General features: G+C 62.3%; 20 protein-coding genes. 5 read left to right on the top strand and 15 right to left on the bottom strand.

The features are described 5' to 3' along the window. The first annotated feature begins 8 nt into the window (after positions 1-8). Genes JOE69_RS13545 through JOE69_RS13530 form a run of 4 tightly spaced genes read left to right on the top strand, consistent with a single transcriptional unit; the run spans position 9 to position 4,163 of the window. Positions 9-614 carry an arsenate reductase/protein-tyrosine-phosphatase family protein gene (locus JOE69_RS13545; RefSeq protein WP_309799557.1) on the top strand — a complete coding sequence of 202 codons (606 nt, stop codon included), beginning with the start codon at positions 9-11 and terminating at the stop codon, positions 612-614. Between the two features lie 16 nt (positions 615-630). Next, a complete protein-coding gene (locus JOE69_RS13540) occupies positions 631-2,286 on the top strand; it encodes a tyrosine-protein kinase domain-containing protein (RefSeq protein WP_309799556.1) in 1,656 nt (551 codons plus the stop codon). A 10-nt stretch (positions 2,287-2,296) separates the two neighbouring features. Further along, on the top strand, positions 2,297-3,298 hold the full coding sequence (locus JOE69_RS13535) for a nucleotidyltransferase family protein (RefSeq protein ID WP_309799554.1): 1,002 nt from the start codon (positions 2,297-2,299) through the stop codon (positions 3,296-3,298). Next, positions 3,288-4,163, top strand: a complete 876-nt coding sequence (locus JOE69_RS13530) for a hypothetical protein (protein WP_309799552.1) — start codon at positions 3,288-3,290, stop codon at positions 4,161-4,163. Before JOE69_RS13535 ends, JOE69_RS13530 begins: the two co-directional genes overlap by 11 nt. Here the strand turns inward: JOE69_RS13530 and JOE69_RS13525 are convergent. Genes JOE69_RS13525 through JOE69_RS13485 form a run of 9 tightly spaced genes read right to left on the bottom strand, consistent with a single transcriptional unit; the run spans position 4,145 to position 14,144 of the window. Then, positions 4,145-5,482: a hypothetical protein gene (locus JOE69_RS13525; protein WP_309799549.1), complete on the bottom strand. Its 1,338-nt coding sequence runs from the start codon at positions 5,480-5,482 to the stop codon at positions 4,145-4,147. The genes JOE69_RS13530 and JOE69_RS13525 overlap by 19 nt on opposite strands. Beyond that, entirely contained in the window at positions 5,482-6,603 is a 1,122-nt protein-coding gene (locus tag JOE69_RS13520; protein WP_309799546.1) for a glycosyltransferase, read from the bottom strand. The genes JOE69_RS13525 and JOE69_RS13520 overlap by 1 nt, the downstream gene beginning before the upstream one ends. Further along, positions 6,600-7,172 carry an LbetaH domain-containing protein gene (locus tag JOE69_RS13515; protein ID WP_309799543.1) on the bottom strand — a complete coding sequence of 191 codons (573 nt, stop codon included), beginning with the start codon at positions 7,170-7,172 and terminating at the stop codon, positions 6,600-6,602. The genes JOE69_RS13520 and JOE69_RS13515 overlap by 4 nt, the downstream gene beginning before the upstream one ends. Beyond that, complete coding sequence (locus JOE69_RS13510) at positions 7,165-8,841, bottom strand: FAD-dependent oxidoreductase (protein ID WP_309799541.1); 1,677 nt, start codon at positions 8,839-8,841, stop codon at positions 7,165-7,167. The genes JOE69_RS13515 and JOE69_RS13510 overlap by 8 nt, the downstream gene beginning before the upstream one ends. Then, positions 8,838-9,731, bottom strand: coding sequence for an aldo/keto reductase (locus tag JOE69_RS13505; protein WP_309799540.1), 894 nt, complete (start codon positions 9,729-9,731; stop codon positions 8,838-8,840). The genes JOE69_RS13510 and JOE69_RS13505 overlap by 4 nt, the downstream gene beginning before the upstream one ends. Then, complete coding sequence (locus JOE69_RS13500; RefSeq protein ID WP_309799537.1) at positions 9,728-11,017, bottom strand: glycosyltransferase; 1,290 nt, start codon at positions 11,015-11,017, stop codon at positions 9,728-9,730. The genes JOE69_RS13505 and JOE69_RS13500 overlap by 4 nt, the downstream gene beginning before the upstream one ends. Next, positions 11,014-12,063, bottom strand: coding sequence for an LCP family protein (locus tag JOE69_RS13495; RefSeq protein WP_309799535.1), 1,050 nt, complete (start codon positions 12,061-12,063; stop codon positions 11,014-11,016). The genes JOE69_RS13500 and JOE69_RS13495 overlap by 4 nt, the downstream gene beginning before the upstream one ends. Further along, positions 12,056-13,114: a glycosyltransferase family 4 protein gene (locus JOE69_RS13490; RefSeq protein WP_309799533.1), complete on the bottom strand. Its 1,059-nt coding sequence runs from the start codon at positions 13,112-13,114 to the stop codon at positions 12,056-12,058. Before JOE69_RS13490 ends, JOE69_RS13495 begins: the two co-directional genes overlap by 8 nt. Continuing rightward, the gene (locus tag JOE69_RS13485) at positions 13,107-14,144 is read right to left on the bottom strand and encodes a glycosyltransferase family 4 protein (protein ID WP_309799531.1); all 1,038 of its coding nucleotides are present in this window, start codon (positions 14,142-14,144) and stop codon (positions 13,107-13,109) included. Before JOE69_RS13485 ends, JOE69_RS13490 begins: the two co-directional genes overlap by 8 nt. Positions 14,145-14,386: 242 nt before the next feature. Between JOE69_RS13485 and JOE69_RS13480 the strand changes: the two genes are divergently transcribed. Continuing rightward, entirely contained in the window at positions 14,387-14,680 is a 294-nt protein-coding gene (locus tag JOE69_RS13480; RefSeq protein ID WP_309799528.1) for a PqqD family protein, read from the top strand. Between the two features lie 29 nt (positions 14,681-14,709). Here JOE69_RS13480 and JOE69_RS13475 read toward each other — a convergent pair whose 3' ends face one another. The 6 genes from JOE69_RS13475 to JOE69_RS13450 form a co-directional block, all read right to left on the bottom strand. After that, on the bottom strand, positions 14,710-14,835 hold the full coding sequence (locus JOE69_RS13475) for a hypothetical protein (RefSeq protein ID WP_309799526.1): 126 nt from the start codon (positions 14,833-14,835) through the stop codon (positions 14,710-14,712). A 159-nt stretch (positions 14,836-14,994) separates the two neighbouring features. Beyond that, positions 14,995-16,185 (bottom strand): elongation factor Tu, encoded by a 1,191-nt coding sequence (gene tuf, locus JOE69_RS13470; RefSeq protein ID WP_309799524.1) that lies wholly within the window; start codon positions 16,183-16,185, stop codon positions 14,995-14,997. A gap of 123 nt (positions 16,186-16,308) precedes the next feature. Beyond that, positions 16,309-18,423, bottom strand: a complete 2,115-nt coding sequence (gene fusA, locus JOE69_RS13465) for an elongation factor G (protein WP_296365847.1) — start codon at positions 18,421-18,423, stop codon at positions 16,309-16,311. 233 nt (positions 18,424-18,656) lie between these two features. Next, the gene (gene rpsG / locus JOE69_RS13460) at positions 18,657-19,127 is read right to left on the bottom strand and encodes a 30S ribosomal protein S7 (protein ID WP_296365849.1); all 471 of its coding nucleotides are present in this window, start codon (positions 19,125-19,127) and stop codon (positions 18,657-18,659) included. 1 nt (position 19,128) lies between these two features. Continuing rightward, on the bottom strand, positions 19,129-19,503 hold the full coding sequence (gene rpsL / locus JOE69_RS13455; protein ID WP_012245572.1) for a 30S ribosomal protein S12: 375 nt from the start codon (positions 19,501-19,503) through the stop codon (positions 19,129-19,131). Positions 19,504-19,807: 304 nt separating this feature from the next. Beyond that, positions 19,808-21,223 (bottom strand): GntP family permease, encoded by a 1,416-nt coding sequence (locus JOE69_RS13450; RefSeq protein ID WP_309799520.1) that lies wholly within the window; start codon positions 21,221-21,223, stop codon positions 19,808-19,810. Positions 21,224-21,304 lie beyond the last annotated feature (81 nt).

The raw sequence follows: 21,304 nt of genomic DNA, 5'->3' as shown, positions 1-21,304 counted from the left end.
ATTCTGCTATGCCGACCGATCAGGGAATTCTTTTCGTATGCACCGGGAACATCTGCCGGTCCGCGTACGCGCAGTACCGGCTCCGGCTCGCACTGCAGCCGCTCGGCGACCAGCGTCCTCGGATTCTCTCGCGGGGCACCCACGTGAATGCTGAGCTCCGGCCGCCGCAAGAACTCACCGGCATCGTGCCGCTGGACACCGCTTTGGAACTGTCCCGGCATGTTCCCCGCCAGTTGGGCGATCGTGACGTGCAAGACGCCTCGGTCATCCTGGCCGCGAGCGAAGAGCACCTGGCCGATGCCCTGCGCCGGGCTCCGGTGCAGATGAAACGGGCCTTTACGCTCACCGAATTCGCACGGGCCGCGAACCTCGCCGGAGCCGGGCCCCGATTGGCGGCGCCCGGCGCGGACCGCTGGGAAACACTGCGGCAGGTCGCCGCCGCGCATCGCTCGGGCATTCGCGCAGAACTGCGCGAAGATCTGAACATCGCAGATCCTTATGGTCGCGATGCGGCCTCGTACCAGACCATGATTGCTGCGGTTGACCGCTGCATCGACGATATCGCCGGCTTCCTGCTGGCTGATAGCATCTCGACGGCGTCGAGTTTAGACTGACGCCAAGGAAGTGAAAATGAAGTCTCTGGAGTCAGAACCCAAATCCTCCGAACTATGGAGCACCCGGACCAGCTTGGTCCGGGAATTCGGCGCTTCTCTGCGCCGCCGCTGGCCAATGGTGCTCTTGGCCGCCACCGTGGGCGCCGGGCTCGGCTTCGCGGCCACCTTGACCCAGCCCAAGCTCTACACCTCCGACGTCAGCGTCGTAGTTTCCACCGGGGTGAACGACAATCTCGGGCTGGCGCTCTCGGCGGACAACCTGGCGATCTCAAAAGCCAAGCAATACCAAACCATCGCGAGTTCGAGGGTCGTCGCGGAACGCGCACTCGAGATCGCCAAGGTGGACGGCTCGCCGGAGCTCGCGATATCCAGGGTCTCCGCATCATCCCGGTTGGATACCGCGACCATCAACATCAAGGTCTCTTGGGCTTCCCCGCAACAAGCACAGGCGCTCGCCGACGCTTGGTCCCAAGCCCTCGCCCAAGAGGTTTACAACGTCGAGAACCAGCGGACGCCGGGTTCGCAGTCGACCCCGGGCAGCACCGCATCACCATCGCCGAGCCCGGGCACGGGTACCGGCAGCGTGCGACCGGGCGCGGGCGAATCGGTGATCAAAATCCAACCGCTGGTTCCGGCGAACCTGCCGGCTGCTCCCAGCTCACCTAATGTCCGACTCTGGGCCGCCATCGGATTGGCCATCGGATTGGCCATCGGCCTGGCCTTCGTCTTCGTGCGCGAGATCTTCGACCAGCGAATCCGCTCCGCGGCAACCTTGCAGGACGATTTCGGGCAGACAGTGATCGGCACCGTACCGGTTTCCAACGGCGTCGGCGAAGGCCGGTTGGTCAAGTCTTTGGGCCGGTCGAACATGCGGGACAACTTCGCGGTGTTGGAGGCCTTCAAAGAATTGCGGACCAATCTGCGGTTCATGAACCCGGACCAGCCACCACGGGTGATCGCGGTCTCCAGTTGCCTTCCCGGAGAGGGAAAATCCACGGTGGCCTCGAACCTGGCCATTTCCATCGCTTCCAGCGGGCAGCCGGTGGTCCTGGTCGATGGCGACCTCCGCCGGCCTACGGTGGCCCGCACCTTCAATCTGCTGGAAAATGTCGGCCTCACCGATGCGGTCGTCGGTTCGGCTCCCGTCGCCGACCTGTTGCAGGATGTCGAAGGCTATCCGGATTTGAAGGTCTTGGGTTCCGGCCCGATTCCGCCGAATCCGTCCGAAATTCTTTCCTCGGACACGATGCTCCGGTTGATGGCCGAGCTGAGCCAGTCCTATTTCGTGATCATCGATGCCCCGCCGGTGATCTCCATCACCGATTCGGCGATCCTGGCCGCACAGTTCGATGGCGTTCTGCTCGTGGTCCGCGCCGGCTCAACGACCCGCGACGAATTCGCGAAGTCCCTGGACAACATCCAGAAAGTGAACGGGACAGTTTTGGGCTGTGTGCTCAATTGGGTGCCCACGAGCAAAGCAGAGGGGTCACGTTACGGCTATTACGGGAAGTCGTATTACTACACGTCGACGGAGGAAACCGGGCAGAAGAATGCGGCGAAAGGCTGGTTCCGTGGCGGGGGGCGCCGGGACAGGCCCACAAAGACCGCTGCCGAACCCACGGTCGAGATGCGGGCTGCACAGCTCATGTCCAGATCGACGGCCGCAGACTAGGCCGCACCCAGTGCCTCCCGTGCCACTCGCCTTCGATTCCCGCGGGGCCAATGCGAATCGTGCGTACCTCGCCCTGGCCCTCGGTCTGGTCAGCCGGATTGCGGCAACCCGCGCCATTGATGCAATCGTGGTGAAGGGCGCTGCCGCGGAACTCACCGGATTGCGCCCGCCGCGCGACTTCAGCGACGTCGACATCATGGTCCGTCCAGTCGAACTCGAAATCTTCCGCAGCGAGTTGGAACGACGCGGTTGGATTGCCAGGCCCTTCGAAGACCGTGACAATGTCTTCCCCAAACACTCGGTTTCGATGTACCACCCGCGCTGGCCGATCGACATCGATGTCCATTACCGGTTCCCAGGTTTCGAAGCCGAACCGGAATCTGTCATCGATGAATTCCTCCAGGACCAATTGCTGCTCGAATCGGGCGGCATGCAACTCAGCATGCCCTCCAAACTCGGCTGCCTCGTCGTCCAGGCGCTCCACCAGCTCAGATCACCGTGGGAACCCGGAGCGTCGGACGCGCTGGCCGAGTTGCAGCGCCGATCGGCCGATCTCGAATCCGCCCGAATCATCGAGTTCGCCCGCCGAACCCGTTGCCTGGCCGCTTTGCGCCCGTTTTTGGAGCAACGGCCGGACTTCTCACCGGCCGACGTCATTTTTCCGGAGCCCTCCAGCGAGTGGCGCGTCCGGACCCTGGGCGAAGACTCGGCGTCGATTCGGATTTTCACGTTGATCCGTGCGCCGTGGCGGCAGAAGCCGAAGCTGCTCTGGCGGGCCGCATTTCCGTCCCGTACCGCTTTGGCAGCCCGGGATATCACCTTGCGGGAACTGCGGCGAAAACTGCCGAACGTGTACCTGCACCGGTTCCTCCGATTCTGCAGCGCCCTTCCGGAGAGCATTCGTGCGGTCCGCCGCTTGTTGGCTGCCGAGCCGAAAAACCCGGCCCGGCAAACCATTCGCTCCATACCCGCCACCGACAAGACCGACAGGAGCCGATTCAGTGCTCGTTGATCCTCCAAGCTCCACACTCAAACGCCAATTCGGCAAAGCCCGGCGGCTTGCCGCACTGAAAGCACGGAATCTCAGCTCACGGCGCCCCGTAATCGATCCGAACGCTACCGTCGATGTATCCCTGACATCTTTTGGCGAGCGTCTGGAAACCGTCGGATACGCGGTCGAATCGATTGCCCAAGGCAGTGCTTTGCCCCGTCGATTCGTGCTCTGGGTTTCAGACCCGGACTTTGATCTGGCCGGTTACCCGATGCTCCGGCGCTTGGTTTCCCGGGGCTTGGAAATCCGCACCACCGAAGACTACGGCCCGTACAAGAAAAGCTACCCCTATGCGACGGAACTGCGGGAACCCGGCATCGGTCTGGTGACCGCCGACGACGACGCGCTCTACCCCGAAGGCTGGTTGCGGGGCTTGCAGCACAGCGCCTTGGAACACCCTGAGGACGTCATCGGTTTTCGGGCGGCCGCAGTGAGTTTTGATGCTGCTGGGAAGCCGCTGCCCTACGCTCGCTGGCGGCGCCTGGAGCAGCCCGAATCCGGCGCGCATGTGCTGCTGACCGGAGTCGCCGGAATCTACTACCCCTACGCCTTTTTGACGCAATTGGCTGCCCATGGTGAAGAGTTCCGGACTGTTTGCCCTTCGGCAGACGATCTCTGGATGCATCGGATCTCGTTGTTGGCCGGGATCACTCCTCGGATGGTCGCCTCCGGCAGCATGTACTTGCTGTCGATTCCGAAGACCCAGCAGAATCCCTTGCACAAGGTCAATGTCAGCCAAGGCCGGAACGATCTCCAGTTTGCCGCAATCAGCACCGAGAATGAGCTCCAGAAGATGCGGATCTCGGCTCAGGGCTCCGTCAAGTAGCGCCGGTAGGGAGCTTCCTTCCTGCTCGCCGGGAGCGGCGATTGCATGCCGGTCGGCTCCGGAGCGGCCAAAGGTGCTCCGCTCTCCACCACTGGCCAGGGCAGTTTGCGCCATGCCCCATAGGAACAAACTCCCGCGAGCATCCACAGGGCGTAACCTGAGAAACTCAAGGATGCGAATCCGCTGTTGGTGCTCTCCACCGCCAGCAGCCCGAGCAATGCGATCCCTGCGACGACCGCGAACTTTCCATAAGCGAAAGCCCGCAGGGCAATGAACAAAAGCAAGCCCACCAGCAGCAGCGCAAAAATCGCGCCGTAATTGGCCCCGGCCATGAAGAATGCGTTTTCCAAACTCGACGACAGGGTCCGGCTGCCACGGAAGTCGCGGTTGCCTTGGTAGCCGAAAAGCAGGAACGAGTTCACATTCTCCACGAACCAGGAATAAGCCTCCAGACGTTTCGCCGTAGAAGCATTGTCGTCCGCAATTTTTGCGATGAGCTTCTCCGCGCCACCGGCGGAAACGAAGATGACCGCGGTGGCCGCCATAGCCCCGAGCATCAAGACATTCCGGAGCAACGAACCGGCAGCGATAAAAGTGATCACGACGACCAGAACGATGCCCACGATGAGTGCCGCGCGGCTGGATGAGAGCACCATCGCGTAGAGGAAAAGCAACGAGAGGGAGAATTTCAGAACCGCGGATCGCAGCCAGGCGCAAAAAGCGATCGCCGGAATCATCGAGGTACCGAGGCCCAGGCCGAATTCCACAAACCCCTGACTCCGTCCGAAAGCACCGTCGACCCCGGCCCAGAGCCGTCGGAATGCGCTTTCCCAGACCACGAGCGCTCCCTGTTGATCCTGGATAATCGCCATCACAGCCTGGATTACCGCGAATCCGAGATAGGAATAAACCACGACGAGCGCCTTTTTGTCGCCTTGGATGCACAACCGGCGAACCAGCACATAAAGCAGGAATGGAGCCAGATAAACGCGCAGGAAGTCCGAAACCGTGGAGAGCGGGGCAACACCTTGGCCGAAGATGTTCGCGACGGCCAACAGACCAAGGGCCAGGACCACGAACGTTTCGATCCGGCTGAAATAAAATGCTCTGACCGTCTGGTTGAAGTTCCAAATGAGTTGCACCAGGTACACGGCGGCCAGCAGGTAGACCGCCGGGTCGAGAAAAGGCACGAAATCTACGGATGCGGAGCTGGGGATAAAATACCGGGCAGCGATGACCGCGACTACCGCATATTCGAGTTTGTTGCGCAGCGCAAAGGCAATGAGCAACGATGCCAGCAAAACGATCAGGAACACCACTACCGTCCCTTCCCCGACGACTCGAGGTAGATTCCGGCAAGCTCTTCGGTCACCCGGTCCAAGCCATACTTTTCATCGACCAGTTCCGGCGCGCGGAGCGCGAAATTCCGACGGCGGTCGTCGTCCGCAAGCAAGCGTCGGATCCCGTCCGCTAACTCACCGTCCCGGTACCCTACCGCTTCGCCGCCGGCCTGACGCACCAGAGCGGCCAACCCGCAGTCCTCCATGGTCACTACTGCCAGTCCAGTCGACATTGCCTCCAACACGGTCATGCCGAACGGTTCGTTGAACGACGGCAGGACGTAAACGCTGCACCGGCTCATCCGCTGCCTTACTTCACCGGCAGGCACGCTCCCGATATAGCGGATCCGGCCGCCACCGTCATCGGTCTCCAATGCAGTCCGGATGCCGTCCAACTGGCCACCGTCCGGACCGGCTACGCTGAAGATCGCTTCCGGGAACTCCGCCGCCAATCGCTGTGCCGCTCGGACGAACTCCAGTGGACGTTTGCGTTCCTGCAGCCTGGCCAAAAAAAGGACTTCAACCGGGCCGTCAGAAGCCACCCTGAAGCGGGAGCGGGCCAATCCGTTCGGGAGAATTCTGGGATTGCGCAGCTTGGGCTCGACCGCAACCAGATCATCCCGTTCTTTTTCGGTCAGGGCGAGGACCGCATCCGCCGAGCGCAGCAGACCGCGAATCACTAGAGCATCGAGCAATTTCGCCAGCAGTTTCCCCGACTCGTCGATCATGCCGTGGGTTTGCAGGACAAAATGCTGCCGTCGAAACTTCAGCAGCCAACCGGCCGGAGCACTGACCAAGTCCCTGGCCAGATGGATGTGGATCTGGTCTTGAGCCAAAGCTACCCGGGCCAACCAGCCGAGCATCTTCGGTGCGAACAAGCCGGCAAATCCGATCCCCGGTATCCGAAGGGCTTTGAACGCCTTGACCGGGACTCCGTCGTACTCAGTCAGGGTGCGCGGGTCGAAACCTTGCACTCCGGCTACCAGGAGGACTTCATGACCGGCCTTCCGGAGCGCTTTGAGCTGGTTCAACGCAACTCGCGTCGGACCGCCGAAACTCATCTCCGGATCCAGCAACGAAATCACATGGACGACTTTCATCCGGCGCTCCCCCCGCCATCCGGTTGCCGGTCCGCCAGCCGCAGCTCCGGTTTCGGGGCGAGCAGGCGGGAGCCGTCCGGCAGATCTTTGAAGACCAGGGCCTTGGCCCCGACCACGACGTCGTCGCCGATTTTCACCCCGCGCAGGACCGTCGATTGTGCGGCCAGCCAGGTGCGATCGCCGATCTCGACCGGCGCATTGTCGAATTCGAACGTCGGGTCGTCGAATTTGTGGCTGCCGGTGCAAATGAACACATCTTGGCTCAGACAGCTGTTCGCGCCGATTCTGATCGGTTCCAGATTCAGCAGCCAAACGCCTTCGCCGATCCAGCTGCCCTCGCCCACGGTGAGCTTCCACGGCCAATGGATGCGGACCCGGTGCCGGATCAACACACCCTCGGCGATCTGCGCGCCGAAGGCACGCAGCACCGCGATCCGCACCTTGGCCGGGCACCACCAGCGTTGCAGGAGCAGCCCTTGGACACTCAGCCAAGCGGCTTGCACCAGCTTGTTCCGGCCCTTGTCGTAGCCGTGCCCCTGGAATCCTTGGAGGTCCATCCGCTTATCCATGTTCGGCTTCCTTTGCGATTCGTGCCGTTGACCGGCGCTCGGTGGCGATCAAGTGGTCTGCCAGCCGCGTGGCGAGCGCCACGACGGTCAGCGTCGGGCCGGCCATTCCGGCGCTCGGGAACGCCCCCGCGGTGGCGCAGTATAGATTCGGAATGGACCAGACCCGCAGATCCGCGTCCAGCACACTGGATTCCGGAGCAGTCCCCATCCGCACCACACCCATTTGGTGCGTGGCATCGCTCATTTGCATCTCCAGCATCTGCGCTTCGCTGGGCGGGACATATTCCGCCCAGCCGGTCGCCTCGATGGTCTCGGCGATCCGGCGCAATGACTTCAGGTAGTTCTGCCGATCTCCAACGCTCACGGAGTGCTGCGAAACTATTCGCGGCACACCGAACCCGTCCCGTTCATCGCTCAGCATGACCCGGCTCTGCGGGTCCGGGGATTGCTCGGCGTCGAACCGAAGGCGGTACTCGCCGCGGTGGGAGTACACCCAGAACGACGGGAGCGTCCGGGTTGAAAGAATCCGGTCTTTCAACCATCGGCCGGCAAATCCGATCAGCTGCGGGAAGCCTTTGAACACGTTCGCCAGATGCTGATCGACGCCGCCGACCCGCTCGAACCGGCGGTGCATTCCCGTGGCTTTGAAGCCGCCGAACTTGGTCAGCGCCTTCCGGGCCAGGGCGAAGCTCGACAGTAAGGGATCCCGGTGGCCCGGCTCCATCGGGTCCACGTACCAGATCGCCAGGCCGAGGTTGAGCAGGTCTTCCTCCCGACGCACTTCGGTGCTGAGCTGCAACAGCCTCCGAGCCCAGACGCCGTCCGACGTCCGGGCATAGCGTACCGCCAGGCCGGCGGACTTGGGGTCGCGCAGGCGCAGCGTTCCGACTTCTCCGATCGGATGGATCATGTAGTTCCGGCCCACCTGGTCGTGCTCGTTGCCCAGGTCGTTGGCCAGCAGCATCCGCGCGGTTTCGACTCCGCCGGCAGCCAGCACGAAGTCGTCGGCAACCACGCTGAATTCGCTTTTTCCGCTCTTGCAGACGGCTTCGATGATTCGGCCCGAGTCGGCGTCCTTGACCAGCTTCGTGACCGTGGCATGGCTGAATATCCGGCAATTTTCCTGATCCGCCAACTCGCGTCGGACGACCTCTCCGAACTTCACCGGCGGAGACCAACGCCAGATCAGCCGATCTTCGAGATCGGCATGGGAACGGTTCCGCAACAAGTGTTCCGGTTCACCCGGCACCGCAGTGTGCGCGGTCCAATCGAACGCTCCTAGTTCCAGAACCGCGGCCGCCCGGCGGTAATAGGGAAGCATCTCTTCCCGGCTCATCGGCCAGCCGTCGATGCCCAGTGCCAGACGGGCTTCGAAATCCAATTCGTCGAACGGGAAAGTCCGTCCGCCCCAGCGGTGGCTGGTCCCGCCCAGCCGCTTCTCCCGCGCCTTGTCCAAGGGCTCCAGGGCTTGATGTGGACCTGAGCCCTTGAGCGTGTCCTGCGCAGCAGCCGATGCCTCCGGCCCACCTGCCTCCAGCAAGATCACGTCGACCCCGTTTTCAGACAGCTCTCTGGCCACAGTTGTTCCTGCCGGACCACTGCCCACGACCGCCACCCGGGAGCGGAACCGGCTCCCGCTGGCGACCGTCCTTCCGTCCACGGGTTTCATCGTTGGTCTCCGTTCTCGGATTCTGCTGCGGGGCGGGAACCCCGGTAGGACCGCTGCATCGCAGCCACGTTCTGGTAGACCCGCCGGCCAGAACTCATGCCGACCAACACCGAATCGGCTCGTCCTCGGTCCAGGATCGTTTTCACGCCCCGAGCGATTTTTTCCTGCGGGGGCTCCGCACCGCCCAGCATACTGTGCCCGACGCCGGTGACCGCCATGGCTTGGACGACGACTTCGGATCTCCGTGCATGTTCGGCCACCGGGCCGAAATCCGGTGAGTCCAGTATCGCCGCCGGAACCTGGAGCCAGGACATCTGTTCCAGCTCCATCGCCGCCACGGCTTGCCCGGCGGTCCGCACCGAAACTCCCCAGCGTCGGATCTTGCCTTGGCTGCGCAACTCGGCAAGCACCTGGGCTGCAGCACGATCGCGCAATACCCCTTCGTCCGGTTCGTGCAGCAGGAAAACATCCAGCACGTCCAGTTTCAACCGCTTGCGGGAGCCGTCAATGGCCCACTTCAGGTATTCCGGTTGAAAGCACTTGCCCGCGACCCCAGTCGGTCTGAGCCCGCTCAGCCGCTGAGCACCATGGGCGCCCAGCCGGTATGCCTTCGCCATGGCGGCAGGAGTTTTGATCAGGCCCGCTTTGGTAATGATCAAGGCGCTCCCGGTCGGCAGCCCCACCGAGCCGATGATCCGTTCCGCGATCCCCCGGGCGTAGACATCCGCCGTGTCGAACATGTCCAGGCCCAACTGCCGGGCGGTCTCGATGGTCCGCCGGCCGTCGCCGATGCTTCGGCCCTGCCAGAATGCGCCCAGCCGGGCAGTGCCCAAACCGATTGCGGAAATCTGCCGATCCGGCAGCTCAAGGGTGGGCAAACCGATCGTCATTTGGGAACCTCCTGGAATTCCGGCCGAACTGCGTCCAAGGCATCACGCCAAGCTTCCTGTACCACCGGCACCGACATGGTTTCGGCCAACAGCGCCCGACCAGCTGCACCGAGTGCTGCGGCAGTTTCCGGCTGTTGGACCAGCAATTCGATGTGCTCGGCCAGGCCCGCAGCGCTGTCCGCGACCAGAGCATGCTGACCCTCGACCATTGGTATCCCGGCCACACCGAGCCGGGTTGCCACGACCGGCAATCCGACGCTCATGCCATCGAGGACTTTGGTCTTCACCCCGGTGCCCACGGTGACCGGGGAAAGGAACATCCGGTGCCCGTGCAGCGCAGCAGTCAGGTCGTCGACGTATCCGCGGATCGAGATCTCCGGACAGTCCGCGAATTCCGCCTGCTGCGTCGGGTTCGCTGCCCCGATCACGTCCAGTTGCAGCGCCACGCCGCGTGCACGCAGCAAAGGCAGCAGCTCGTCCCGGACGAACCGGAGTGCCGCCATATTCGGGCCGTAGTAGAGCGCACCGAGGAAAACCGCGCTGTTCGACGCGGCTCCGGCCGGATCCGCCGGTTCTCTGGGGTCCACCGCCATCGGGATGCCGCTGACCGGTTTCCCGGAGCGCGCGGCAAGGATTTCCGCCTCGGCCCGGCTGGTGAGCGCCGTAAAATCGGCGGCTTGCGCCACTTGCCGTTCCCGAACGGCCAACCTGCGCGCTTCAAACCCGAGCAGAAGTTTCACCAACCGTTCCGCGGCGGGAAGGAAGGGCCGCGGCAATTGGCTCGAAAAATAGCCCAGGACGGACTCGTTGCCGGCGATGAACTTGGGGTCCCGGTAACGATCGGACAGCAAGTCGTCCAAATGCATGATCACCGGAACTTCCAGTCCCTGCACCAGCGGCCAGATTCGGATGCCGTCCGCTATCACAACCTGCGCGGAATCAGCCGAGATCGCGGTTCGGACTTCATTGCGGATCGGCGTGGCATCGAAAATCGACTCGTTGAGCGAACCCCCGCGGAAAATCGCCCGGACCGCGTTGGCCGCCAGGGTTACCGGCTTGGGCGGAGCGATCCGGCGGACCGGGCAGTCCAGCCAACGTTCCGGTCCCGCCTCGGAGGTCAAAGCGAGCACCGTGACAGTGTGGCCTTGGGCGGTCAGCGCTTTCACCGCCGTCTCCAGAACCGTGATCCGGCCATTGCGTTGGCCGGTCACATTTCGGGCGGCCAGCAGCAGGATGCGCAGGCCCGGGGCTTCCCGTTCAGCCGCCGTCGGATCGGGCCGGGTCATGGTTTCCTCAATCCTGCGAAGAACGCGCCGACGTTGTCCTCGCGGAGTGCCTTGCCGAAGGCCTGGATGGCATTGTCATCGGGCAGCACGATGGACTGCCCGTCCGCTGAAGTGCCGGTGCCCAGATTGGGCAGGGTGGCGAAGTTCATTTTGTCTGCGCCCACATTCCGCAAGCTCACGCCCAAGGAAGCGATCGAGCCGGCATTCAAGGTCTGGTCCACTGCGACGAAGGGGGCGAACTCGGTGACCATGGTAGAGATCTTCGCGGGATCCAACAGGACGTCGCGGCTGGCGATCTTGGCGAACACGCCTTTGAGGAACGCCTGCTGATTGCGCACCCGCTGGTAGTCGCCGTCCGCAAACGCGTACCGTTCCCGGACGAAGGCCAGCGCCGTTTCGCCGTCCATGTTCTGGGGTCCGGCCGCAAAGCTGCGGTCGATCGTAGTGCCTTGATAGGCCACCGGCACATTGACCGTGACGCCGCCGAGCGCGTCCACCAGTGATTTGAATCCTTCGAATTGGATGCGCATCACATTGTCGATGCGCGCCCCGGTGAGGCTCTCAACCGTCTGGACGGTCAACGCGCTCCCGCCGAAGGCCGCAGCAGCGTTGATCTTGGCCGGCCCGCGGCCCGGAATTTCCACCCAGGTATCGCGCATGATGGACGTGAAGTACACCGCGGAGCGATCCTGCGGAATATGCACCAGGATCAGGGTGTCGGAACGCGCGTTGTCCGAGACGGTAGCGTCCTGGCCATCCGATGCGGCCCGGGAATCACTGCCCATCAAAAGGATGTTCAAGCCCTTGCCCTGGGTTTCCGCAGGCCGGCTCACCTCGGTCGGAAAGGCATTCTGGATCTTTTCCGATTTGCTGTCGAAGGCGCTGGAAAGCGACCAGAGGTACCAGACCACGATTCCGACGGCGACCAGGAACAGGGCCAGGAAGAACAGCAGCACCCGCCGGGTGGTGCGTTTCGTCTTCCGGCTCGTCCGGCGTCGACGGGATGGCCGTCCGGCCCCGTCCAGAAATTGATTCATGCTAGTCATGTTTGGCTGCCTTCACCATCTCTTGATAAAACTTGTCGATCATCACCGGCTCCCGGTAGCCCTCCAGGTGCCGTGCCATCTTCGCCCGCAACTCGGTTTGGAGCGTTTCGTCGGTTGCCGCCTGCGCCAATTTCTGGACCAAGGATGCCACCGATTTCGGGGTGAACCGAAGGCCCGCGTCACCGACGGCTTCGGGCAATCCGCCGTGATCAGCGACCACGGTGAGGCAGCCGGCGCCCATCAGCTCGAGCGCTACAGTTCCGAATGGCTCCGGGATTTCCGAGGGTACGACGCCGATGCGGTGCCGGTTCAGTTCCTCGTTGATCGCGGCGCCTTGCAATGCGCCCCGGAAATGCACCAGATCGGAGATGCCCATTTCCACAACCTGTTGCTCCAAGGCTGCCCGGTGGTCGCCGTCACCGATCAGTGTCAGCCGGTGCTCGCTGCCTTGCTCGCGCAACTGCCGCAGTGCGGCGAACAACATCCAGATGCCTTTGTCGGCACTGAGCCGGCCCAGGAAGACCAGGCTCCGCTCCGGCCGATTCGCCCAGGGCACCTCCGACTTGAAGATTTCACTCCGGTAGCTGTTGTGGATGACCTTCGCCGGTACGCCCAGGTGTCCGGCCAGCGCTGCACTGTTTGACAACAGCCGGTCGGCCCGCCGGACCATCGCGATCTTCACGGCATTCTTCAATGTCTGAGCGATCGGGTACGTCTCCCCGGGCATTCTCATCCAGGTTCGCAGCACCACGACCCAGGGCCGTTTGAGCAGCAGCTGCGGCCAGTAGAACTGCATGCACGGGTTGTTGTGGAAGACCACGTCTGCGCCGCTGATCGCTTTGAAGAGTTCCCGTTTGCCCGGTGCCCGGAGGACCCTGAACGGGAAGTCTTTCGGCTCGCCGGTTTCCCGGGTATGGGTGATCACCACGACCTGCGCACCGTGCCGTTCGACGAAGCCCCGAGCCAGCAGCTCGGCGGTGACTTCGACGCCGCCGGTATCCGGGTAAAAACGATGGACCATGATCGCGATCCGCAAAGGTTTCCTATTCATCTCTTCCTTCGACTGCCGATCCGGGCCGGGCCAGATCGGATACTGACTGCACGATTCCGGCACGGAACGAGTCCCAGCTCCGTTCCCGGGCGGCAGCGATGGCATCGTGCCAGTAGGGCCGCTTCGGGTCCATGCTCGCCGCAGCTTCCTGCAGGGCCCGGGTCAACGCGTCCAGGCTTCCGGCCGGAACCACGGTTCCGATCCGGCTGTCCAAGCGGTAATCGACTACCCCGGTGTTGCTCGATCCGATCAAACGGCAACCTTGAGCCAGCGCCTCGCCGAAGACCAGCCCGAACCCTTCGACCAGACTGGGCATCACGAAGGTGTCCGCGCTGGCCATCAGCTCGCCGAGTTCTTGCCTGCTGACCCGCGGGGTGATCTCCACCGAGGACAGGTCTTTGGCGAAGTCCGCGATCTCCGGGTCCATTCTGGAGGCCACCACGCGGAGCCGCATGCCGTCGAGTTCGGCCCGACGCCAAGCCTCAATCAGCAAATGCAGCCCTTTGCGTTTGACGCCCTGCCCGACGAAGAGGAATTCGTTCCGGACCGGCGGCGGCACCGGGGCAGTGTTGACCGGCGGGCAGCCATAGGGGACCACCGCCACCCTGCGCTCGTCAACACCCAGTTCCAGCAGCCCATTTTTGGTGAATGACGAAGCGACGACGAAGTAGTCGGCCAGAGCCACTTCCGCCCGATGGTGCGCTTCCATCGCGGTGTTGCTCACCTCGGCCTCGTCTTCCCACGCCCGGAGCTCGGCCAAATCGTCGATCTCCGACAGCGTTGCCTCGATGAACTTCGGCGACGGGTGGTACTGGAACAGGAATCGGCGCCCACGGCTCGGTCCGCAAAAAGCCTGCAGCGCCGAACCCGAGTACAGGAACAAGTCCGCATCGGGCATCCGTCGCGCGTACTTGGCGATGGTCCGCCCCAAAAGGCTCTCCACCGGCATCGACGGGAAGTGGGCGTGACCCACCCGACGCTTGAATTCGTAAGGCAGTTGACGCAACAGCGCACCGGTCGATTGACGCACTTTCCCGGGGTCGATACCGCTGTTCTGACGATGGGCCAATAGAGGGGTACTTGCAAGACCGCTTTTATGATAGTAATCTGTGACAAAGAGAGATAAATCACCAAGCTCGGCAAACGCCAGAGGTACTTGGTATGAGTCTCGGTCACGGTTGTGACCCACAATAAATCCCATTGAGGCCTCGCTGTATCCAGATATAGGTCTAACGCCCAATTCTACCCGAAATTCCGGATAGAGTAGTAATTGTGAAGTCCTCTGCCATCGTGAGCCGCTGCCCGGAAACCCTGACGGCTGAAATCGATGACGACGCGGTGCTGGTTTTGGATCTGGACTCGGAGGCCGGGACGCCATTGCGCCTCGAAGGCACTGCCTCGGTCATTTGGCAGGAAATCGTTGAACCGCTGAGATTCGGAGTTCTCTGCCACCGGATGGCCGAACGCTACCAAAGCACCGAGACGGAAATCAGGCCCGACGTCGAAACCTTCGTCCGCGAATTGGCGGCAGCAAATCTGGCCCGAATCGACGAACTAGCGGAATAGGACTTGCACACCGGCGCGGGCCGGCAGCTTCAGTCCTGGCCCTTGGACCGGCGGATCCGCTTGTACCGTTCGATCTCCTTGCCGAAGGTCTTCCGGACCACGAAGTACCCGGCAACGATCACCACGACGATAATCAGAAAAATCAAGAAGCCCATCCACGATCTCCTTCGCTGACTGCCTTGAATCCAGCCTATCAGTCGCAGATTTCGCTCGACGAAAGCCCCCAACAGCGATCCGCGGCTCAGATTCGAGCATGAAAAAGCCCCGGCTCGCTTGGCGAACCGGGGCTTCCTCTTAGAACGTTAGATCAGCAATTACTTGATGATCTTGGTAACGCGTCCCGAACCAACGGTGCGGCCGCCTTCGCGGATTGCGAAGCCGAGGCCCTCTTCCATGGCGATGGGCTGGATGAGCTCAACGGTCATCTCAGTGTTGTCGCCAGGCATGACCATTTCAGTGCCCTCGGGGAGGGTGATGACGCCGGTCACGTCCGTGGTGCGGAAGTAGAACTGCGGGCGGTAGTTCGAGTAGAACGGGTTGTGGCGTCCGCCTTCATCCTTGGACAGGATGTAGACGTTGGCCTCGAAGTCGGTGTGCGGGGTGATGGAACCCGGCTTCACGACAACCTGGCCACGCTCAACGTCTTCACGCTTGATACCGCGCAGCAGCAGACCACAGTTCTCGCCTGCCCATGCTTCGTCGAGCTGCTTGTGGAACATCTCGATACCGGTGACCGTGGTCTTCTGGATCGGGCGGATGCCGACGATCTCGACCTCGGAGTTGATAGCAAGGGTGCCACGCTCGGCGCGACCGGTGACGACGGTGCCACGACCGGTGATCGTGAAAACGTCTTCGATCGGCATCAAGAACGGCTTGTCCTTGTCGCGGATCGGGTCCGGCACGCTGTTGTCGACAGCTTCCATCAGGTCCTCGACGGACTTGACCCACTGCGGGTCGCCTTCCAGAGCCTTCAGGCCCGAAACGCGAACGACCGGGGCGTTGTCGCCGTCGAACTCCTGCGAGCTGAGCAGCTCACGTACTTCCATTTCGACCAGGTCGAGAAGCTCTTCGTCTTCAACCATGTCCGACTTGTTCAACGCGACCAGCAGGTAGGGAACACCAACCTGGCGGGCGAGCAGAACGTGCTCACGGGTCTGAGCCATCGGGCCGTCAGTAGCGGCAACCACGAGGATTGCGCCGTCCATCTGAGCAGCACCGGTGATCATGTTCTTGATGTAGTCGGCGTGGCCGGGGGCGTCAACGTGTGCATAGTGACGCTTATCGGTCTGGTACTCAACGTGCGAGATGTTGATCGTGATGCCGCGCTGCTTCTCCTCGGGAGCCGAGTCGATGGAAGCGAAGTCACGCTGCTCGTTGAGATCCGGGTACTTGTCGTAAAGCACCTTGGAAATGGCAGCCGTCAACGTGGTCTTTCCATGGTCAACGTGACCAATGGTTCCGATGTTAACGTGCGGCTTAGTCCGCTCGAACTTTGCCTTTGCCACAAGTTCCTCCTAGAACGTATATCAGAAGACTTTCTCTTCAGGACGCTTTTCGTCACTGAAATCTTAGCAAGTCTACTGGTGGTCAATTGATTTCTGAAATTGCGGTGGAGCGGGCTGTACAGCCTACTCGCCACGGGCTTTCTGGATGATCTCGTCGGCAACAGCCTTCGGGACCTCGGCGTAGCTGTCGAACTGCATCGAGTACACGGCACGACCCTGGGTCTTGGACCGCAGATCACCGATGTAACCGAACATTCCGGACAGCGGGACCAAGGCCCGAATGACCTTGACGCCACTTGCATCTTCCATGGACTGCATCTGGCCACGACGGGAGTTCAAGTCGCCGATGACATCGCCCATGTATTCCTCGGGCGTGCGGACTTCAACTTCCATCAGCGGTTCGAGCAGAACCGGATCAGCCTTCCGAGCAGCTTCCTTGAACGCCATGCGACCGGCGATCTTGAAGGCCATTTCGGAGGAGTCAACGTCATGGTAAGCGCCGTCGAGCAGCGTCGCCTTGATGCCGACAACCGGGTAACCGGCGAGCACACCATCGGTGAGCGCGCTTTGGATGCCCTGATCAACGCTGGGGATGTATTCGCGCGGAACACGACCACCGGTGACCTTGTTTTCGAACTCGTACAAGACGCCGTCTTCCGAGGTGAAGGGCTCGATCGCAATCTGGATCTTTGCGAACTGGCCGGATCCACCGGTCTGCTTCTTGTGCGTGTAATCGTGCTTCTCCACCTTGCGGCGGATGGTTTCACGGTAAGCGACCTGCGGCTTGCCGACGTTGGCTTCGACCCGGAATTCGCGGCGCATGCGGTCCACCAGGATGTCCAGGTGGAGCTCGCCCATGCCGGCGATGATGGTCTGGCCGGTGTCTTCGTCGAGGTTGACCTGGAAGGTCGGGTCCTCGGCCGAGAGCTTCTGGATGGCCGTGGAGAGCTTCTCCTGGTCCCCCTTGGTCTTCGGCTCGATCGCCACCGAGATGACGGGCTCCGGGAAGCTCATCGATTCGAGCACGATCGGCTCTCCGATGTCGGCCAGGGTGTCACCGGTGGTGGTGTCCTTCAGGCCGATCGCCGCGTAGATGTGACCGGCGAGGGCTTCCTCGACCGGGTTCTCCTTGTTGGCGTGCATCTGGAACAGCTTGCCGATGCGCTCCTTCTTGCCCTTGGTCGAGTTGACCACCTGGGTGCCGGAGGCGATCTGTCCGGAGTAAACCCGGATGAACACCAATTGGCCGAAGAACGGGTGCGTGGCGACCTTGAACGCCAGGGCCGAGAACGGCTCCTCGACGCTCGGCTTGCGAGTCATTTCGGTCTCTTCGTTACGCGGATCGTGGCCGATCATCGGCGGCACGTCCAGCGGCGACGGCAAGAAGTCGACGACGGCGTCCAGCATCGGCTGCACCCCGCGGTTCTTGAATGCGGAGCCGCAGAGCACCGGGTAGATCTCGGAGGCGATGGTCATCTTGCGGATGCCGGCCTTGAGTTCCGCCAGGGTCAGTTCTTCACCCTCGAGGTACTTCTCCATGAGCTCTTCGGAAGCTTCGGCAACCGTCTCCACGAGTGCGGCACGGTATTCCTTGGCTTTCTCGACCAGATCGGCCGGGATCTCCTGGACTTCGTACTTGGCACCCATGGTCACATCGCCCTTGGCATCGCCGGGCCAGACCAACGCGCGCATTTCGAGCAGGTCGACAACGCCGACGAAGTCGTTCTCAGCACCGATCGGCAGCTGGATGACCAGCGGCTTGGCACCGAGGCGGTTGATGATGGTGTCTACCGTGAAGTAGAAATCAGCACCCAGCTTGTCCATCTTGTTGACGAAGCAGATCCGCGGCACGTTGTACTTGTCGGCTTGGCGCCAGACCGTCTCGGACTGCGGCTCCACCCCCTCTTTGCCGTCGAACACGGCGACGGCGCCGTCGAGCACGCGGAGCGAACGCTCCACCTCGACGGTGAAGTCCACGTGCCCCGGGGTGTCGATGATGTTGATCTGGTTACCGTTCCAGAACGAAGTCACCGCGGCGGAGGTGATGGTGATGCCGCGTTCCTTCTCCTGCTCCATCCAGTCGGTCGTCGAAGCACCGTCGTGGGTTTCGCCGATCTTGTGGTTCACACCCGTGTAGAACAGGATGCGCTCGGTAGTAGTGGTCTTACCGGCATCGATGTGCGCCATGATGCCGATATTCCGGACCTTGTTGAGGTCGGTAAGCACGTCCTGTGCCACGGTGTCTCCCTAATTCAAGGTGTTGAACTTGCATCGGCCCTGGAGGGCCATTGGTACGGGCGACGGCGACGTCCCACCGGAGTGGGATTGCCGCCGTCCTCCTTTGCCTGACAGTTGCTGACCGCCCGCAGGATTCCCTCGAACGCAAAGCGTTTTGCGGGCTGCGGGGAAGGTGGGCCCCTGCTCGCCGGGTTCCCTGAAATTGCGAAGCAATTTGAGGGGGCGAGTAGGGACTACCAGCGGTAGTGAGCGAACGCGCGGTTGGCTTCAGCCATCTTGTGCGTGTCTTCGCGGCGTTTGACCGCGGCACCGAGACCATTGGACGCATCCAGGATCTCGTTGCGCAGACGCTCGGTCATGGTCTTCTCCCGGCGGGCCTTGGAGTAACCCACCAACCAACGCAATGCCAGAGCAGTTGCGCGGCCGGGCTTGACCTCAACCGGAACCTGGTAGGTGGCGCCGCCGACGCGGCGGGACTTGACCTCGAGGCTGGGCTTGATGTTGTCCATGGCCTTCTTCAGAGCAGCAACGGGATCGCCGCCGCTCTTCTCACGGGCACCTTCGAGGGCACCGTAAACGATGCGCTCAGCAGTGGACTTCTTGCCGTCCACCAGGATTTTGTTGATCAGCTGGGTGACCAGCGGGGATCCGTAAACCGGATCGACGACGAGCGGCCGCTTGGGGGCCGGACCCTTGCGAGGCATATTACTTCTTCTCCATCTTCGCGCCGTACTTGCTGCGAGCCTGCTTGCGGTTCTTCACGCCCTGGGTGTCGAGCGAGCCACGGACGATCTTGTAGCGAACGCCGGGCAGATCCTTAACCCGGCCACCGCGCACCAGCACGATGGAGTGTTCCTGCAGATTGTGTCCGACGCCGGGGATGTAGGCGGTCACTTCGATGCCGCCGGCAAGACGCACACGGGCGACCTTGCGCAGCGCCGAGTTCGGCTTCTTCGGGGTCGTCGTGTAGACGCGGGTGCAGACGCCGCGGCGCATCGGGTTGTTCTTCAGCGCGGGAGCCTTGGTCTTGGCGACCTTAGGTGAGCGGCCCTTGCGGACCAGCTGATTGATCGTAGGCACTTATAGTTCTCCGTTGTAGTTCTGTCGAGACTGTTCATCACGGACTCGGCTGTTTCGCCCCACACCCCTACCCCCGCAGAATTGTGGGGAAGTGCGAGGCGTCAAGCACTTGTACTCGTAGTGCAGCCTCAGGGAATAGTTTCTCCAACGGTTACAGCGTGTAACCTACGAGGAATATTCCACATACCCTAGGCATGCAAAAAGGTGGCATTTGTTGCACAAGGTGCGTGCAACGCGGAACGGGATCCTCTGCCATCACTAACAATTGCGTCTAGTTTAGCACGTTGGCGCTGCCTGCCGGGACTCAGCCGCCCCAGGCCGGCAGCAGGTTCAGCAACAGGGCCATGCCCAGTCCGACCAAGGACACGATCGACTGGGTCACCGAAAAGGCCTTCGTCGCCTCCCCCATGCTCATCCCGAACGATTCTTTGACCAACCAGAACGAGGCGTGATTCGCATAGGCGAAGAACAACGAGCCCGAACCGATCGCAATCACCAGCAACGGCAGGTTCAAACTCGGATCGGCCAGCGCCAGCGGCGCGAGCAGCCCCGAAGCGCCCACCACGCCCACCGTCGAGGAGCCAGTGGAGACCGAAAGCAGCATCGCGATCAACCAGCCCAGGACCAGTGCGGGCAAGGCCAGGTTCTGCGTGAGATCGACGATCGCATCGCCGACTTTGGCATCGACCAGGACCTGTTTGAAGGCTCCGCCACCGGCGATGATCAACAAGATGCCAGCCACCGCCTTGAGGCTCTCCGCCATCGAATGCCGCACTTCGGCGCCTCCGGCACCCCGCCCGTACGCCAGCACCACGACTGCGAAAACCACCCCGACGAACATCGCGATCACCGGTTCGCCGAGGAAAACCGTGATCTTCCCGGCGGCCGAGTCGAGCGGGAATGCGGCCTCGCCGGCGGTCCGGAAAAGCATCAACAGGGCGGGCAGCAGGACCGCCAGCAGGGAAATCGCCAGGCCCGGGCCGGGCTTTTCCGGATTGCGCTGCAGCCCCCCGGCGCTCTGGCCGACCGGAGCGCTGGTGTATTGCGCCAGGAGCGCGGCATCCGGCCGGACCCGCATCTTCGGCGCGATGAGCCGGGCGTACACCGGGCCGGCCAAGATGATCGCCGGCACTCCGGCGACGATCCCGTAGAGCAAGGTCGGGCCGACGTCGGTGCGCAGTGTCGCAATCGCCGTCAACGGCCCCGGATGCGGCGGCACCATGCCGTGCATCGCGGCCAAGGCGGCTATCGCCGGCACCCCGACCCAGATGTACGGCGAGCCCTTGAGTCCGCCGCGTTCCTCCAGCTTCTTGGCCACGCTGAAAATCAAAGGCAACAGCATCACCAGACCGACTTCGAAGAACATCGGTATCCCGATGACGAAGGCGGCACCGCTCATCGCCCACGGCAGCGCCCGCGCCGATGACCGGTCGAGAATCGCATTCGCCAGCCGTTCAGTCGCCCCCGAATCGGAGAGGATCTTGCCGAGGATCGCGCCGAGCGCAATCACGATCCCGACATTGCCGAGCGTTTCGCCGGCACCCTTTTCGATCGCATCGGCGATTTTGCCCAGATCCATCCCCGCCGCCATGCCGACCAGGATCGAGACCCCCATCAGGGCGAGCAAAGGATGCAATTTGAGCTTGCTGACGATCAGCAGCACGAGGACGACGACTCCGCCGAGCGCAATGAGAAGCAATTGGATGCTGCCAGCCGACACGTGGTTCCCCCAAAAATCGTGATCTTCCGCCGGCATCGTTGCCTGAGCAGACCAAATCGAGGCTACCCGCTCAAAACGCGG

This window comes from Arthrobacter russicus, from assembly GCF_031454135.1.
Taxonomy (GTDB): Bacteria; Actinomycetota; Actinomycetes; order Actinomycetales; family Micrococcaceae; genus Renibacterium; species Renibacterium russicum.
This window is presented reverse-complemented; position numbering and strand designations above follow the sequence as displayed.